Origin of the sequence: Nocardioides imazamoxiresistens, assembly GCF_032378595.1 — a bacterium.
Lineage (GTDB): Bacteria > Actinomycetota > Actinomycetes > Propionibacteriales > Nocardioidaceae > Nocardioides > Nocardioides imazamoxiresistens.
Genome location: NZ_JAVYII010000005.1, coordinates 1 through 14137, shown reverse-complemented (window position 1 = coordinate 14137; position 14137 = coordinate 1). Strand labels below are relative to the sequence as shown.

General features: G+C 74.6%; 17 protein-coding genes. 10 read left to right on the top strand and 7 right to left on the bottom strand.

Features of this window, described 5'->3' with window-relative positions; all coding sequences use genetic code 11:
• Window positions 1–133 precede the first annotated feature (133 nt).
• The 4 genes from RDV89_RS11580 to RDV89_RS11570 all read left to right on the top strand — a co-directional run bounded on the left by RDV89_RS11580 (window position 134) and on the right by RDV89_RS11570 (window position 1773).
• Window positions 134–799, top strand: a complete 666-nt coding sequence (locus tag RDV89_RS11580; protein ID WP_315733209.1) for a sigma-70 family RNA polymerase sigma factor — start codon at window positions 134–136, stop codon at window positions 797–799.
• Complete coding sequence (gene rsrA / locus RDV89_RS11575) at window positions 796–1068, top strand: mycothiol system anti-sigma-R factor (protein WP_315733208.1); 273 nt, start codon at window positions 796–798, stop codon at window positions 1066–1068. The genes RDV89_RS11580 and rsrA overlap by 4 nt, the downstream gene beginning before the upstream one ends.
• 105 nt (window positions 1069–1173) lie before the next feature.
• The gene (locus tag RDV89_RS20245; RefSeq protein ID WP_369759046.1) at window positions 1174–1248 is read left to right on the top strand and encodes a 50S ribosomal protein bL37; all 75 of its coding nucleotides are present in this window, start codon (window positions 1174–1176) and stop codon (window positions 1246–1248) included.
• A 93-nt stretch (window positions 1249–1341) separates the two neighbouring features.
• Complete coding sequence (locus RDV89_RS11570; RefSeq protein ID WP_315733207.1) at window positions 1342–1773, top strand: thioesterase family protein; 432 nt, start codon at window positions 1342–1344, stop codon at window positions 1771–1773.
• Window positions 1774–1788: 15 nt separating this feature from the next.
• Here the strand turns inward: RDV89_RS11570 and RDV89_RS11565 are convergent, their stop codons facing one another.
• The 3 genes from RDV89_RS11565 to RDV89_RS11555 all read right to left on the bottom strand — a co-directional run bounded on the left by RDV89_RS11565 (window position 1789) and on the right by RDV89_RS11555 (window position 4922).
• Complete coding sequence (locus tag RDV89_RS11565; RefSeq protein WP_315733206.1) at window positions 1789–2277, bottom strand: GNAT family N-acetyltransferase; 489 nt, start codon at window positions 2275–2277, stop codon at window positions 1789–1791.
• An 11-nt stretch (window positions 2278–2288) separates the two neighbouring features.
• Window positions 2289–4001, bottom strand: coding sequence for an acetolactate synthase (locus RDV89_RS11560; RefSeq protein WP_315733205.1), 1713 nt, complete (start codon window positions 3999–4001; stop codon window positions 2289–2291).
• Window positions 4002–4079: 78 nt separating this feature from the next.
• Complete coding sequence (locus tag RDV89_RS11555) at window positions 4080–4922, bottom strand: DUF2785 domain-containing protein (protein ID WP_315733204.1); 843 nt, start codon at window positions 4920–4922, stop codon at window positions 4080–4082.
• A 110-nt stretch (window positions 4923–5032) separates the two neighbouring features.
• Between RDV89_RS11555 and RDV89_RS11550 the strand changes: the two genes are divergently transcribed.
• Window positions 5033–6502 carry a sensor histidine kinase gene (locus RDV89_RS11550; RefSeq protein WP_315733623.1) on the top strand — a complete coding sequence of 490 codons (1470 nt, stop codon included), beginning with the start codon at window positions 5033–5035 and terminating at the stop codon, window positions 6500–6502.
• 46 nt (window positions 6503–6548) lie between these two features.
• On the opposite strand, the gene RDV89_RS11545 is transcribed toward RDV89_RS11550, so the two are convergent.
• Window positions 6549–6800 (bottom strand): WhiB family transcriptional regulator, encoded by a 252-nt coding sequence (locus tag RDV89_RS11545; protein WP_110208737.1) that lies wholly within the window; start codon window positions 6798–6800, stop codon window positions 6549–6551.
• A 192-nt stretch (window positions 6801–6992) separates the two neighbouring features.
• Between RDV89_RS11545 and RDV89_RS11540 the strand changes: the two genes are divergently transcribed.
• Window positions 6993–7436 carry a hypothetical protein gene (locus RDV89_RS11540; protein ID WP_315733203.1) on the top strand — a complete coding sequence of 148 codons (444 nt, stop codon included), beginning with the start codon at window positions 6993–6995 and terminating at the stop codon, window positions 7434–7436.
• A gap of 1 nt (window position 7437) precedes the next feature.
• Here RDV89_RS11540 and RDV89_RS11535 read toward each other — a convergent pair whose 3' ends face one another.
• A complete protein-coding gene (locus RDV89_RS11535; RefSeq protein WP_315733202.1) occupies window positions 7438–8427 on the bottom strand; it encodes an RNA polymerase sigma factor SigF in 990 nt (329 codons plus the stop codon).
• A gap of 1 nt (window position 8428) precedes the next feature.
• Entirely contained in the window at window positions 8429–8839 is a 411-nt protein-coding gene (locus RDV89_RS11530; protein ID WP_315733201.1) for an ATP-binding protein, read from the bottom strand.
• A gap of 131 nt (window positions 8840–8970) precedes the next feature.
• On the opposite strand from RDV89_RS11530, the gene RDV89_RS11525 reads away from it, so the two are divergent.
• The 3 genes from RDV89_RS11525 to RDV89_RS11515 are packed head-to-tail and all read left to right on the top strand — an operon-like array spanning window position 8971 to window position 11962.
• Window positions 8971–9405 carry an SRPBCC family protein gene (locus RDV89_RS11525; RefSeq protein WP_315733200.1) on the top strand — a complete coding sequence of 145 codons (435 nt, stop codon included), beginning with the start codon at window positions 8971–8973 and terminating at the stop codon, window positions 9403–9405.
• Window positions 9402–10361, top strand: coding sequence for an SDR family NAD(P)-dependent oxidoreductase (locus tag RDV89_RS11520; protein WP_315733199.1), 960 nt, complete (start codon window positions 9402–9404; stop codon window positions 10359–10361). Before RDV89_RS11525 ends, RDV89_RS11520 begins: the two co-directional genes overlap by 4 nt.
• Window positions 10358–11962 carry a phytoene desaturase family protein gene (locus RDV89_RS11515; RefSeq protein ID WP_315733198.1) on the top strand — a complete coding sequence of 535 codons (1605 nt, stop codon included), beginning with the start codon at window positions 10358–10360 and terminating at the stop codon, window positions 11960–11962. Before RDV89_RS11520 ends, RDV89_RS11515 begins: the two co-directional genes overlap by 4 nt.
• A gap of 22 nt (window positions 11963–11984) precedes the next feature.
• Here the strand turns inward: RDV89_RS11515 and RDV89_RS11510 are convergent, their stop codons facing one another.
• Window positions 11985–13046 (bottom strand): aromatic acid exporter family protein, encoded by a 1062-nt coding sequence (locus RDV89_RS11510; RefSeq protein ID WP_315733197.1) that lies wholly within the window; start codon window positions 13044–13046, stop codon window positions 11985–11987.
• A gap of 147 nt (window positions 13047–13193) precedes the next feature.
• Between RDV89_RS11510 and RDV89_RS11505 the strand changes: the two genes are divergently transcribed.
• On the top strand, window positions 13194–13988 hold the full coding sequence (locus RDV89_RS11505; RefSeq protein WP_315733196.1) for an SDR family oxidoreductase: 795 nt from the start codon (window positions 13194–13196) through the stop codon (window positions 13986–13988).
• Window positions 13989–14137 lie beyond the last annotated feature (149 nt).

Here is a 14137-nt window from a genome sequence, read left to right as displayed (position 1 = left end):
CACGAGGTGAGAGCGGCAGGAGGAGGAGCCGATGCTGGTGTGCGAGGAGCGCCCCGTGACGAGCGGGAGCGCGACCGTGACGGGACCCGTGACGATCGCCGGGGTCAGGCGTCGCGGAGTAGTCTCGGGCGCGATGACTGACGAGACCGCAGCGGGCAGCCCGGACGACGTGCAGACCGTCGACCCGGCGACCGAGACCGACGAGGAGCGGGGAGAGCGCTTCGAGCGCGACGCCCTGCCGTTCCTGGACCAGCTGTACTCGGCGGCGCTGCGGATGACCCGCAACCCCGCGGACGCCGAGGACCTCGTGCAGGAGACCTTCGCGAAGGCGTACTCCGCGTTCCACCAGTTCCGCCCGGGCACCAACCTGAAGGCGTGGCTGTACCGCATCCTCACGAACACGTTCATCAACTCCTACCGCAAGAAGCAGCGCGAGCCGCAGCAGTCGATGGCGGAGGACGTCGAGGACTGGCAGCTGGCGCGCGCCGAGTCGCACACCTCGTCCGGCCTGAAGTCGGCCGAGCACGAGGCGCTCGAGCACCTGCCCGACAGCGAGGTCAAGGACGCCCTGCAGCGGCTGCCGGAGGAGTTCCGGCTCGCCGTCTACCTGGCCGACGTCGAGGGGTTCCCCTACAAGGAGATCGCCGAGATCATGGACACGCCGATCGGGACCGTGATGTCGCGCCTGCACCGCGGCCGGCGCCAGCTGCGCGACATGCTGGCCGACTACGTCCGGGTCCACGACCTCGTCGCCGCCGACACGGTCGGTGCCGCCCTCGAGAAGGGGGGAGCGCGGTGAGCGCCGAGCACGACCACGAACACGAGGCGGAGAGCTGCGCGGACTACCTCGAGCGGATCATCTACCTGATCGACAACGAGCTCGACGAGACGGACTGCTCCATCGTGCAGGCCCACCTCGACGAGTGCGGGCCGTGCCTGCGCAAGTACGACCTCGAGCGCACCGTCAAGGCGGTCGTCGCGCGCTCGTGCAAGGAATCGGCGCCGGAGTCGCTGCGCAGCCGGGTGCTGGTGCAGATCCGCGAGGTCCGCGTCCGCATCACGGAGTGACGAGCGGCGGTCGGGCCGGATTCGCCGCCGACCGCCTCATCTGAGAAGATGCCCGCTGGCCCTGGGAGACCGACCTCGGGCCGAGGATGTCGAGGAGGACCCATCATGGGCAAGACCGGCCGCAAGCGCCGCGCTCGCAAGAAGAAGGGCGCGAACCACGGCAAGCGCCCCAACGCCTGAGCGCCGCGACGCACACCGTCGCCACCCCCGGAGCCTGACGGCCCGGGGGTGCGTTGCTTCCCGGGGGTTTTCCGGGACCGTCAGGATGGGCCCATGAGTCCCTCCACCGGCGCCGGGTCCACCGAGGTCGAGGCGCGGCTGCGCTTCACCGTCACCGACGACGACACCGCGGAGGCGGTCGGCTCCGGGAGCCTGCCCGTGCTCGGCACCCCGCGGCTGCTCGCCTGGTGCGAGGCCGCGACGGTGGCGGCGCTCGCCCCCGGCATGGCCCAGGGCGCCTCCAGCGTCGGCACGCGCGTCGAGCTCGAGCACCGCGCCGCCAGCCCCGTGGGCGCCGAGGTCGAGGTCCACGCCGCCCAGTCCTACGTCGACGGCCGACTCGTCCGCTTCACCGTCGCCGTCCGCGAGGTGCTCGCCGCGGCGGAGGGCGAGAACGGCCCTGCCGACCAGCTCGGCAAGGTGCTCGCCACGGGCGAGGTCACCCGCGTCGTCGTCGACGCGGAGCGGTTCCTGCGCCGGCTCTGAGCGGAGCCCGCCTCCTCAGAACCGCAGCGCGAACGCTCGCAGGGCCACGCCCGGGACGGGCGACCAGTCACGCTCGGGGTCGCGCTCGAAGCCCACGCCCGCGTAGAGCGCGTGCGCCCCCGTCTGCTCCGGCAGCGAGCAGAGCGCGACCCCGCCGCGCCCCTCGGCGCGTGCGAGGTCGAGGCACTGCGCGACCAGGGCGCGCGCGACACCGCGGCCCTGGTGCGCCGGGTCGACGGCGAGCATCCGGAACTCGCCCTCGTCGTCGCGCCCGACCTCGCGCCACGGGGAGCCGTCGGGGCACCAGGTGACCGAGCCGACGGCGACGCCGTCCAGCTCCGCGACCCACACCTCGGCCTCCCGCGCCCGGGTCGCGACGTCGCGCAACCGGTCGGCGTACGGGTCCTCCCGGCCCAGCAGGAACGGGGCGTACGCCCGCACCGTCAGCTCCCCGACGGCCGCGACCTCCCCGGCGTCCTCCGCCCGCAGGGGCCTCACCAGCACCACGCGCGGCCTCAGATGCCGAAGGTGTTGCGGGGGTAGGCGGCCTCCACGTCGGTGATGACGTTGACCAGGTACGGCACCCCCGACGCGAACGCGCGGTCGATGGCCTCGCCGATCCGGCGCGGGTCCGTGACGGTCTCGCCGGCGCCGCCGAGCGCCGTGACCACGGAGTCGTACGCCGTGCGCGGCGCCAGGTCGGCGGCGACGTCGTAGCCGTAGAGCATCTGCATCGGGCCCTTCTCCAGGCCCCAGGCGGAGTTGTTGCCCATCACCATCACGACCGGCAGGTTGTGGCGCACCAGCGTGTCGACGTCGAGCAGGGAGAACCCGGCGGCACCGTCGCCGAGGAGCAGCACCACCTGCGAGGACGGCCGTGCGATCCGCGCCGCGATCGCGGCGCCCAGGCCCGCGCCCAGGCAGCCGTACGGGCCCGGGTCCAGCCAGCCGCCGGGACGCTTCGGCTCGACGTACTTGCCCGCGAACGAGACGAAGTCGCCGCCGTCGCCGATGACGACCGCGTCGTCCTCCAGCCGCGTAACCAGCTCGCCGTAGATCCGCGCCGGGTGGATCGGGTCGGCCTCGGCCCGCAGCAGCTGGGAGTCGCGCTCGACGGCGGCACCGACCTGCGCCTGCAGGTCGCCGACCCAGGCGGAGTAGTCGGGCTTGCTCGGCTGGGCCACGAGCGCTGCGAGGATGCCGTCAAGGGCCAGGGTGAGGTCGCCGGCGGCCGAGGCCGCGAGGTCGGCGTGGCCCGAGAGCTGGCCGGGGGAGTCGGCGACGTGCACGACCCGGGCCGGCGTCGCGCCGTCCTTGCCGCCGAAGAGGCCGTAGCCGAGGCGGAAGTCGAGCGGCGTGCCGACCACGACGACGAGGTCGGCGCCGCCGAACGCCGCGCTGCGCGCCTTGGTGACCAGCAGGGGGTGACCGCCGGGCACGACGCCGCGGCCCATCCCGTTCGTGATCGCGGGGATCCCGGCCTCCTCGACCAGGCGCAGGGCGGCGACCTCCGCGCGGTCGGCCCACACGTCGGTGCCGAGCACCAGGACGGGGCGGCGGGCCTCCGCCAGCAGCCGCGCGATCGCGGCGAGCGCGTCGCCGTCGGGCTCGACCGGAGCGCTGCGGGCGCCGCTCGGGGCGGGCCCGCTCGCCGAGTTGAAGAACTCGTCCATCGGGACGTCCACGAACACGGGCCCGCGGTGCGAGGACCCGGCGGTCGCGAACGCCGTGTCCATGCCGCCGAGCACGTCGGAGGCCAGCGGCAGCGTGCGGGCGTCCTTCGCCACCGGGGCGACGATCGGCGGGTGGTCGAGCTCCTGCAGGCTGCCGGTGCCCCACCGGTTCGCCGGGGCGCGGCCGCCCACGACGACCATGGGCGAGCCGGCGAAGGTCGCCTGGGCGATGGCGCTGACGCCGTTGGTGACGCCCGGCCCGGCGGTCAGCACGGCGAGACCGGGGGTCCGGGTCAGCTTGCCGGTCGCCTCCGCGGCGAACGCCGCCGTCTGCTCGTGGCGGACGTCGACCAGCCGCATCGGCGGGTCGGCCTTGACGGCGCCGTCGTACATCGGGAACACGTGCGCGCCCGACAGCGTGAACATGGTCTCGACCCCGTGGGCCCGGGCAGCCGCGACGGCCAGCTGCCCGGCGTGCCCGGAGATCTCGGAGCCGTTCTCGGAGCCGTTCTCGGCGCTGGCGGGGGACGCGGGACTGGTCTCGGAAGCCGTCATGTGACCCAGGTTACTCATGGGTCACCCGCAGCGGGAGTGGTGCGTGGAGGTCCGTGTCGTGGTGGTCGGCGAGGACCGTCAGCGGCGAGCGGTGCGCAGACCGGGGTTCGTCTGGCGCAGCGCGTCGACGAGCACCAGCAGGAGGTCGGGCCGCATCTGCGGCGGCTCCGGCGCGAGCGCGAGGTGCAGGTGCAACGAGCGCAGGAAGGCCTCGGGGTTGCCGGTGACCAGGTAGGGGTCCTGCCGCTCCGAGGGGTATGCCGTGGCGCGCGCCGCCACCCGCCGCACCCAGGGCTCGATGACGGACAGGGGCAGGACGTTGCGCCGCAGCACGCGCAGCGTCGCCTCGGCGATCCGGTCGGGCTCGCCGGAGGTCAGGAGGCGGCCCGGCGCGAGCACGCGGTCGGCCAGCACGTCGAGGAGCACGGTCAGCTCCGGCCCCGCGAGGTGCGGGGAGTCGGCGAGGACGCCGATCGCGTCGGCGCCGTGGGCGACGGCGTGGGCCCAGCCCTTGCCGTCGACGAACCCGCGGTCGTCGCGCTCCCGCAGGTACCAGGACACCAGGCGGTCGCCCCAGTCGAGGATCTTGCCGCCGGGCACCAGCGCCCTGCGGTTGTCGCGGGTCACGCACTCGCTGAGCAGCAGGGCGGAGAAGCTGCGCCGGAAGACGCTGTCGGTGCCCGTCTCGCCGAGACCGACGTGCAGGCCGGCCGCGATCCCGTCGCCGAGGCCGGGGAGCAGGTCGTCGTAGACCCCGCGGTCGATCCAGGTGGCGAGCGTCGGGTACGCGGTGTGGTCGCGCTCGCTCGGGTCGGCGGAGCCGAGCATCGCCGTCAGCTCGGCCGTCAGGTCGCCGAGCGGACGGTCGGTCGGAACCCCGAGACCCGAGTCGATCACCTGCTTCCAGTACGACCCGACCATGGGCGCCATCCTGCCAGCAGTGCGGCGCCGGGCAGAAAACCGGGACGCGGTCGCGCCGGACCCACGGACCGGTCCGGTCCGGGCCCGCCTACCCTGGGCGTGTGGCGTGGATGAGCGACCTGGTGCGGGAGCACACCGACCTCGACGAGGACGACGTCGCGTGGTTGCAGCTGCTCATGGCCGACTGGCAGATCGTCGCCGACCTGTCCTTCGCGGACCTGGTGATGTGGCTGCCCGACCGGGACGGGCGGGGCTTCTGGTCGGTGGCGCAGATGCGCCCGACGACGGGTCCCACGGCCCTCGTCGACGACGTCGTGGGCGACTTCGTCGAGGTGGGGACGCGACCGCTGCTCGACGGCGCGCTGCACCACCGCGCGCTCCTGCGCGAGGGCGACCCGGAGTGGCGCGACGACGTCCCGGTCCGGGTCGAGACCATCCCCGTGCAGCGCAACGGCCGCGTCATCGCGATCGTGGGCCGCAACACCAACCTGCTGGGCGTGCGTACGCCCTCCCGTCTTGAGCTGTCGTACCTCGAGACCGCCGCCGACCTGAGCCGCATGATCGCCGGCGGGCAGTTCCCCGTGCCGGGCCAGCGCAGCGCCGACGCCGACTCGCCCCGGGTGGGGGACGGCTTCGTCCGGGTCGAGACCGACGGCGCGGTGCGCTACGCCAGCCCGAACGCCCTGTCGGTCTTCCGGCGCCTCGGCCACCGCGGCGATCTCGTGGGAGCCCATCTCGCCGACCTGACCCGCAGCCTCGTGCCACCGCGTCGGCGACCGGACGAGGAGACCCTCAGCGCCGTGCTGGGCGGGCGCGCCCACCGCGACACCGAGATCGCCACGGACGCCGTCGCGATCATCGTGCGAGCGATCCCGCTGCGGCCCTACGGCGAGCACGTCGGCGCCCTCATCCTGCTGCGCGACGTCACCGACCTGCGCCGCCGCGACCGGGAGCTGGTGACCAAGGACGCCACGATCCGCGAGATCCACCACCGCGTGAAGAACAACCTGCAGACCGTCGCGGCGCTGCTGCGGCTGCAGGCCCGCCGCATCGAGGAGCCCGCCGCGCGCTCGGCGCTCGGGGAGGCCGTGCGACGCGTGGGCTCCATCGCGCTGGTGCACGAGACGCTCAGCCAGGCGGTCGAGGAGCACGTCGAGTTCGACCAGATCGTCGACCGGCTGGTGCGGATGGTGACCGACGTCAGCGCCGCCGGGCACCGCATCCGGGTGCGTGCGAGCGGGGAGTTCGGCGCCCTGCCCTCCGAGGTGGCCACACCGCTGGCGATGGTCGTGACCGAGCTGCTGCAGAACGCCGTGGAGCACGGGTTCGGTGCGCTCGACGACGCCGAGGCCACCGGTGCGGTCGAGGTCGTCGCCCACCGGGAGGGCGGCCGGCTCCGGGTCGTCGTCACGGACGACGGACGCGGGCTGCCGGACGGGTTCGACCTCGCGGGCAGCAGCGGCCTGGGGTTGACGATCGTGCGGACGCTCGTGGAGTCCGAGCTGTCCGGGCGGCTCGAGCACGGTCCGCGCGAGGGCGGGGCCGGCAGCCGGTTCGTCGTGGACGTGCCCGTCGAGTGACGGGCACGCCGTGGTTCAGCGCAGGATCAGCGGGGGAACGGAGCGCTCAGGCGGTGCGGACGCGCGCGCGGGCGTTGCGGCGCTTCAGCGCGCGACGCTCGTCCTCGCCCAGACCGCCCCAGACACCGTGGTCCTGACCGGCCTCGAGGGCCCAGGCGAGACACTGCTCGCGCACGTCGCAGCGACGGCAGACCTGCTTGGCCTCCTCGATCTGGAGGATGGCCGGGCCGGTGTTGCCGATCGGGAAGAAGAGCTCCGGGTCCTCGTCGAGACAGGCAGAGCGGTGACGCCAATCCATGATCGGACGGTCCTTTGCGTTCGGGGGTGACCGAGCGGGACGCACCCGCTCGAAGATTCCGTCGTGGACGCCGGGCCGGGGACCCGCGAACACGTATGCACCAAGACTGACAAGTTGTTAAAGACCGCACAACCCCTTTGCCGGGTCTGGTGTGTCACAGGTGTTACATCCACGTCACCTAGCCTTGTCCTCGTGAGCGCTTCCCCGACGCCCGAGCCTGCTGCGTCGACCCCGTCCGACCCGCCGGTACCCACCACCCTGCGGGTCGCGACCGTCGCCGTCGCCGTCCAGGCGCTGGTGGCCGTCGGTCTCGCCGTCAGCGAGCTCGGGTTCGGGGCGTTCGAGGGCTCCGGCACCGCCGTGGCGGTCGCGGTGTTCCTCGGTGCCTACGGGGTCGGGCTCGGATGGGCGGCGCGGCTGCTGCACCGGGGGCGGCTCTCGGCCCGGTCGCCGCTGGTGCTCGCGCAGCTGCTGCACCTCGGCATCGCGTGGAACATGCGGTCCGCGCCGTTGACGGCGTACGCCGTGGCGCTCGCCGCCCTCGCGGTCCTCACGCTGGCCGCGCTCCTGGCGCGGCCGAGCACCCGCTTCCTGCTGGCGGGCGAGGAGGACCCGGAGGACGGGGCCCGGGCCTAGCTCAGTCCTCGGCCTGGAGGTTGGTCCGCAGCTGCTCGAGCGTGCGCGCCAGCAGGCGCGAGACGTGCATCTGCGAGACGCCGATCTCCGCGGCGATCTGCGACTGCGTCATGTTCTTGAAGAAGCGCAGCAGCAGGATCTTCTTCTCGCGCGCGGGCAGCTGGTCGAGCAGCGGCTTGAGGGACTCGCGGACCTCGACGTGCTCGAGGTTCTCGTCGTCGACGCCGATCGTGTCGAGCATCGTCTGCGTGCTGTCGTCGCTGTTGTCCGTCGCGTCGAGCGACAGCGTCGAGTAGGCGTTGCTGGACTCGATGCCCTCGACGATCTCCTCCGAGGTGCAGCCGATGCTCGCCGCGAGCTCGGAGACCGTGGGGGAGCGGCCCAGCTTCTGCGTCAGCTCGGCGGTGGCCGAGCTGATCTGCATGCGCAGCTCCTGCAGACGCCGCGGCACGCGGATCGCCCAGCCCTTGTCGCGGAAGTGGCGCTTGATCTCGCCGATGATCGTCGGGGTCGCGTAGGTCGAGAACTCGACCCCGCGCTCGGTGTCGAACCGGTCGATCGACTTCAGCAGACCGATGGTCCCGACCTGGACGAGGTCCTCGAACGGCTCGCCGCGGTTGCGGAACCGTCGGGCGCAGTGCTCCACGAGCGGCAGGTGCAGGTGCACCAGGCCGTCCCGCGCGCCCTGGCGCACGGCGTCGCTGGAGAAGTCGTCGCGCAGCTCGCCGAACAGTTCCGCGCTGCGGATCCTCGTCTGCTCGATGCCGATGCTCCGGGCGTCGAGGTGGCGCGTCACCGCCGGCGGCGGGTCGTCGTCGGAGGATGCCGTGCCGGCGTCCGTGTCGTCCGTGTCGTCGGCGTCGTCCAGCTCGGCGTCGGGGTCGGGGGCCGGGGCCGCGGTCTCGTCGCCGAGGTCCGGCGCGACCGCGTCCAGGTCGTCGAGGTCCACCGGGTCCGCCGCCGGTCCGGGGTCGGGTGTCGTGGGGGTCATCTCAGAGGTCGACCCCGGAGACGAGCGTCAGCCGCACGCTGAAGCTGTCCGCGGTGGCGATCTCCTCGGCCGAGGCCGCGAGGGTGGTCAGGACCTGCCAGGCGAAGCTCTCGTAGTCGGGCACGGCCGGGCTGGAGGTCTGCACGCGCACCTCGACCGTCAGGGACCGTTCGCCGAGATGGAACCCGCACTGCAGGTCGGACTCGGGATCGGCCTCGGGGAGCACCAGCGCCGTGGCCTCGCCGACGGCGATGCGCAGGTCCTCGATGTCCTCGATCGTGAAGTCCAGCCGGGCGGCCAGGCCGGCGGCCGTCGTGCGCAGGACGGAGACGTACGCCCCGTCGGCGGGCAGGCGCAGCTCGACGTCCGGACGTCCGGTCGGGAACTCGGTCGTCGCACCTGCAACGGTCATGGGCCAGCCTTTCGCAGCGGGGGTTCGTCGCGACCCTAGTCGCTCGCCGCCCCACGATCCCGACCGGCTCGCTCGTGAGGGGGCGCGATCCTGGTGGTGCTGGCCGGCCGAGCCTCGGGTACAGGTCGGGCATGAGCGAGAACCGCCGCACCATCGCCGCCGCGCCCGACCGGGTCTGGGACGTCCTGGCCGACGGCTGGCTCTACCCGTTGTTCGTCGTCGGCGCGTCCCGCGTCCGCGACGTCGACCGCGGGTGGCCGCAGGTCGGCACCCGCATCCACCACTCGGTGGGCACCTGGCCGCTGCTGATCGACGACCACACCGAGGTGCTCGAGGCCGACCCCGAGGAGCGCCTGACCCTGCGGGCCCGCGGCTGGCCCGCGGGCGAGGCGACGGTGACCTTCGAGCTGGCGCCCGACGGCACGGGCACCAGCGTGACGATCCTCGAGGACGCCGCGGCCGGGCCGGGCGTGCTGGTGCCCCGGCCGGTGCGCGACGTCGCGCTGCGCTGGCGCAACAGCGAGACCCTGCGCCGACTGGCGTACGTCGTGGAGGGCCGCACGTGACCGGGGCCGGGCAGCAGGACGGCAGGGTCGTCCTCGTCACCGGCGCCTCCAGCGGCATCGGTCGCGCGACGGCCACGGCCGCCGGCGCCCGCGGCGACCACGTGGTGCTCGCCGCCCGCAGCGAAGCGGAGCTCGAGGCCGCCGCGGAGGAGGCCCGGGCCGCCGGCGCGGCCTCCGTCCTGCACCGTCGCGTCGACGTCGGCGACGACGGCGCGGTGGCCGCGCTGGTCGCGGCCGTCCTGGAGCGGCACGGTCGCATCGACGCGGTGGTGCACGCGGCCGGCGTCGCGGCCTACGGACGGGTGGAGGACCTGCCCGCCGCGGTCTTCGAGGGCGTGGTGCGCACCAACCTGCTCGGCAGCGCGTCGGTGGCCCGTCACGTGGTGCCCGTCCTGCGTCGCCAGGGCGGGGGCTCGCTCCTGCTCGTCGGCTCCGTGCTGGGGCACGCGGGCGCGCCGACCATGACGGCGTACGTCGTCAGCAAGTGGGGCGTGCGCGCCCTCGCGCGCCAGCTGCGCATCGAGAACCGCGACGTTCCGGGCGTCCGGATCGGCTACGTCGCCCCCGGCGGCGTCGACACCCCGATCTACCGCCAGGCGGCCACGGTCGTCGGCGTCGAGGGGCGGCCCCCGCCGCCCGTGGTCGGCGCGGAGCGCGTGGCGGCCCAGGTCCTCGACCGGCTCGGCGGGCGTCTCCAGCGACCGCAGCTCACCCCGGTCAACCACCTCCTGCGGCTCGGCTACTCGGCCCTGCCGGGCGTCTACGACCGCGTCGTGGGCCCGGCGTTCCGCGTGCTCGCGACCGACCTGGTGCGGCCCGTGCCGCCGACCGACGGCAACGTGCTGGCGGCGCAGGAGCGAAAGGAGTCGGCCCGGGGTCCCGAGACCGGGCCGCTCCCCGCGGCGCGCAACCTCGTGCGCAACCTGCGGGTCCTCGTCCGGGGAGGTCGGGGATGAGCGGCGGGCACGACGCCGTCGTCGTCGGCGCCGGACCCAACGGCCTGGTCGCGGCCAACCTGCTGCTGGACGCCGGCTGGTCCGTGCTGGTCCTGGAGGCCCAGCCCGACGTCGGGGGCGCGGTGGCCAGCGACCGCGGGGTGCACCCCGACTTCGTGCACGACACCTTCAGCGCGTTCTACCCCCTCGCGGCGGCCTCGCCGACCCTGCGCTCGTTCGGCCTCGAGGAGCACGGTCTGCGGTGGCTCCACGCCCCCGCGGTGCTCGGCCACTACCTGCCGGGCACCGGCTGGGCCACGCTGCACCGCGACCGCGAGGTCACGGCCACGCTGATGGACGCCCAGCACGCGGGCGACGGCGAGGCCTGGTTGGAGCTGTGCGCGACCTGGGACGTCATCGGCGACCAGGTCGTGGGCGCACTGCTCGCGCCGTTCCCGCCGGTACGCACCGGCCTCGGCGCCGCGGCCCGCCTGCCGCGCGCCGGGGGCCTCGAGCTCGTGCGCACCCTGCTCACCCCCGTCGCCGACGTCGGTCGGCTGCGCTTCGGGGGCGAGGCGCCCCGCGTCCTGCTGGCCGGCAATGCCGGGCACGCCGACATCCCGCTCAACGCGCCCGGCTCGGGACTGATGGGCATCCTCATGACCATGCTGGGCCAGACGGTCGGCTTCCCGGTGCCCGAGGGCGGGGCCGGCGAACTGGCCCGGGCGCTCGCGCACCGCGTCCGGGCCCGCGGCGGCGAGATCCGCTGCGACGCCGAGGTCACCGGCATCGAGGTGCGCGACGGTCGCGCGGTCGGCGTGCGCGTCGGGCGCGACGGGGAGCGGGTGGCGGCGCGCCACGCGGTGCTCGCCGACGTCGTCGCCTCCCGCCTCTACGGCGGTCTGGTCGCGCCGGAGCACCTGCCGGCCCGCACGATGCGGGCGATGCGGGACTTCGAGATGGACCCGGGCACGGTCAAGGTCGACTGGGCGCTCGACGGCCCGGTGCCGTGGGCCGAGGAGCAGCCGCACCCCACGGGCACCGTGCACGTCGCAGACTCGGTCGAGCAGATGGCCCAGGCGCTGCACCAGGTCACGTCGCAGACCGTGCCGGCCGAGCCGTTCCTGCTCGCCGGTCAGATGACGACGACCGACCCGTCGCGCTCCCCGCAGGGCACCGAGTCGCTGTGGGCGTACACGCACGTGCCCCAGCAGGTGCGTCGCGACGGCGGCGACGACGGTCTGCGCGGCACCTGGGACGACTCGGAGCGGGAGCGCTTCGGTGACCGGGTGCAGGCCCGGATGGAGGCGATCGCCCCCGGGTTCGGCGACCGGGTCGTGGCCCGCCGGGTCCTCGGCCCCCGCGAGATGGAGGCCCGCAACGCCAACCTGGTCGGCGGCGGCCTCAACGGCGGGACGGCCCAGCTGCACCAGCAGCTGGTCTTCCGGCCCGTGCCCGGCACCGGCCGGGCCACCACGCCGGTCGGCGGGTTGTACCTGTGCTCCGCCTCCGCCCACCCGGGCGGCGGGGTGCACGGCGCTCCCGGGTCGAACGCGGCGCGGGCCGCCGTCGCGGGCCGCCGGGTACGCCGCGTGCTCACGATCCCGCGGCGGCGCGGCTGAGCAGGGCTGCTGGTCCCGGGAGTCAGGTCCGGGGCTGCAGGCCCTCCAGCACGCGCCGCATCGCGACCACGAGGCTGCCGGCGGCGAAGTAGTCACCCTCGACCTCCTGCTGGCGCTCGCGCACGGCCCGGCCGAAGTCCTCGACCGCGTCGTGCGCCCCGGTGTGGGAGTCGGGGTCGGGCTCGTCGCCGTCCTCGACGGACTGCAGGACGCCGGCGACGGCGCAGATCGCGTCGGCCGCCGCCGGGCGCAGCGCCGGGCCCAGCGCGACCTCGGCGCGGTCGGCGTGCTCGGCCTCGGCCAGCAGCTGGGTCAGCTCCTGGACCGCGAACGCCAGCGTGCCGAGCGCGCGCCCCTGGTCCGCCGCCCGGGTCGAGGTGTCGGCCCAGCCCCGGGCGCGCCAGTTGGCCCGCTGGGCCTCGCCCGCCCGGGCCACCAGCGCCTGCATCCGCCGGGTGTCCTCCTCGATGCCGCGCGCCCGCTCCACCCAGTCGGTCGGGTCCGACAACGGCTCGGCGCGAATGCCCTCGGCCAGCCCCTCGAGCTGGTCGGCCAGGGCGGAACGCAGCGAGCGCTGCGCCGTGATGGCCGAGGTGAGCGGCAGCGGCGGGAGGGCGGCGTTGACGAGGGCACCGACGGCCGCGCCGACCGTGGTCAGCCCGAGGTAGCCGAGCACGTACAGGGAGGGGTGCTCGCCGCCGATCATCAGGACGAACAGCGCCGAGATGGGCACCCAGGAGCCCATCGTGCCCAGGCGCGGCCACGCGGCGGCCAGCGACCCGACCGCCACGACGATGCCCAGACCGACGACCTGGGGGAGGTCGGAGAGGTGGGTCGCCACGGCGAGCGCGGCGCCCAGCCCGATCGCGATGGCGGCCTGCGTCGTGGCGCGCACCGACTGCACGAGGGTCGTCGAGACCGACACGACCGCGCCCAGGGGGGCGTAGTAGTCGTAGCGGTCGGCCACCACGCCCCACGGCTGGACGACGAGCCAGGCGAGGACGGCGGCGAGCGCCGCCTTGCCGGCCACCGCGATCACGGGGTGGCGCGCGGGCAGGGCGACGAGGCTGTGGCGGTCGGGCACGCGCGCCGGTACCCGCCGGTCCGCGCACAGCCCGTGGTCGTGCCCACGTCCGACACCGGTCACCTGCCCGTGCCGGTGCGGACCGGTCGTCCTGGAGCCCGGCGGGTACCCGGTCCCCGACCAGCGTCCGCCACCCCAGGAGGAACCATGTCCGACCACCATCCCCGCCTCGCCGTCGTCACCGGCGCCGACTCCGGCATCGGTCGCGCCGTCGCGCAGCTGCTGGCCACCGAGGGCTACGACGTCGGGCTGACCCGCCACGAGGACGCCGAGGGGGTCGCCCGCACGGTCGAGGAGGTCGAGCGCCGCGGCCAGCGTGCCTTCGTGGAGGACTTCGACGCCTCGGACCCGGAGGCCGGTGACGTCGTCGACCGGCTGGTCGACCGGCTCGGCGGTCTCGGGGTGCTCGTCAACGTCGCGGGCACCGGGCACAGCAGCCGCGTCATGGACCTGACGCTCGAGACCTGGCGGCACGTGCTGGCCACGGACCTCGACGGTCCGTTCCTGACCTCTCAGCACGCGGCGCGGCACCTCGTCGCGGCGGGCCGGGGCGGCCGGATCGTCAACGTGACCAGCGTGCACGAGTACCTCCCGCGGCTCGGTGCCGCGGCGTACTGCGCCGCGAAGGCCGGTCTCGGGGCCCTGACGAAGGTGCTGGCCCTCGAGCTGGGGGAGCACCGCATCACGGTCAACTCGGTCGCGCCCGGCGAGATCGCCACCGAGATGACCGGCATGGAGACCCAGGAGGCCTACCACCAGGACCGGCCGGGCAACCCGCTCGGTCGTCCCGGCCACGTCAACGAGGTGGCGGCACTGGTGGCGTTCCTGGCCTCGCCCTCGTCGGCGTACGTCACCGGCAGCACCCTCACGGTCGACGGCGGCCTCGGGCTGATGGCCGCGCACGGTCACGACCAAGCCGGCTCGGGCTGGCGCGAGGTCTGACGGCGGCCCCGGAACGACACCACCCCGCGACCGCCGGAGCGGTCGCGGGGTGGTGGCTGCGGGAGCAGGAGGCCTCAGGCCTTCTTGGTCTCCCAGAAGATCTCGGCGATCTCGTCGATCTTGGCGAGGAGCTGGTCGGCGACCTCGGC

Excerpts from the sequence above, each read along its gene's own strand:
- RDV89_RS11535 (WP_315733202.1), bottom strand. The coding sequence starts at position 8,427 with ATGACCCCCACGACACCCGACCCCGGACCGGCGGCGGACCCGGTGGAC.
- RDV89_RS11505 (WP_315733196.1), top strand. The coding sequence starts at position 13,194 with ATGTCCGACCACCATCCCCGCCTCGCCGTCGTCACCGGCGCCGACTCC.
- RDV89_RS11530 (WP_315733201.1), bottom strand. The coding sequence starts at position 8,839 with ATGACCGTTGCAGGTGCGACGACCGAGTTCCCGACCGGACGTCCGGAC.
- RDV89_RS11570 (WP_315733207.1), top strand. The coding sequence starts at position 1,342 with ATGAGTCCCTCCACCGGCGCCGGGTCCACCGAGGTCGAGGCGCGGCTG.
- RDV89_RS11550 (WP_315733623.1), top strand. The coding sequence starts at position 5,033 with ATGAGCGACCTGGTGCGGGAGCACACCGACCTCGACGAGGACGACGTC.
- RDV89_RS11525 (WP_315733200.1), top strand. The coding sequence starts at position 8,971 with ATGAGCGAGAACCGCCGCACCATCGCCGCCGCGCCCGACCGGGTCTGG.
- RDV89_RS11580 (WP_315733209.1), top strand. The coding sequence starts at position 134 with ATGACTGACGAGACCGCAGCGGGCAGCCCGGACGACGTGCAGACCGTC.
- RDV89_RS11560 (WP_315733205.1), bottom strand. The coding sequence starts at position 4,001 with ATGACGGCTTCCGAGACCAGTCCCGCGTCCCCCGCCAGCGCCGAGAAC.
- RDV89_RS11545 (WP_110208737.1), bottom strand. The coding sequence starts at position 6,800 with ATGGATTGGCGTCACCGCTCTGCCTGTCTCGACGAGGACCCGGAGCTC.
- RDV89_RS11515 (WP_315733198.1), top strand. The coding sequence starts at position 10,358 with ATGAGCGGCGGGCACGACGCCGTCGTCGTCGGCGCCGGACCCAACGGC.
- RDV89_RS11555 (WP_315733204.1), bottom strand. The coding sequence starts at position 4,922 with ATGGTCGGGTCGTACTGGAAGCAGGTGATCGACTCGGGTCTCGGGGTT.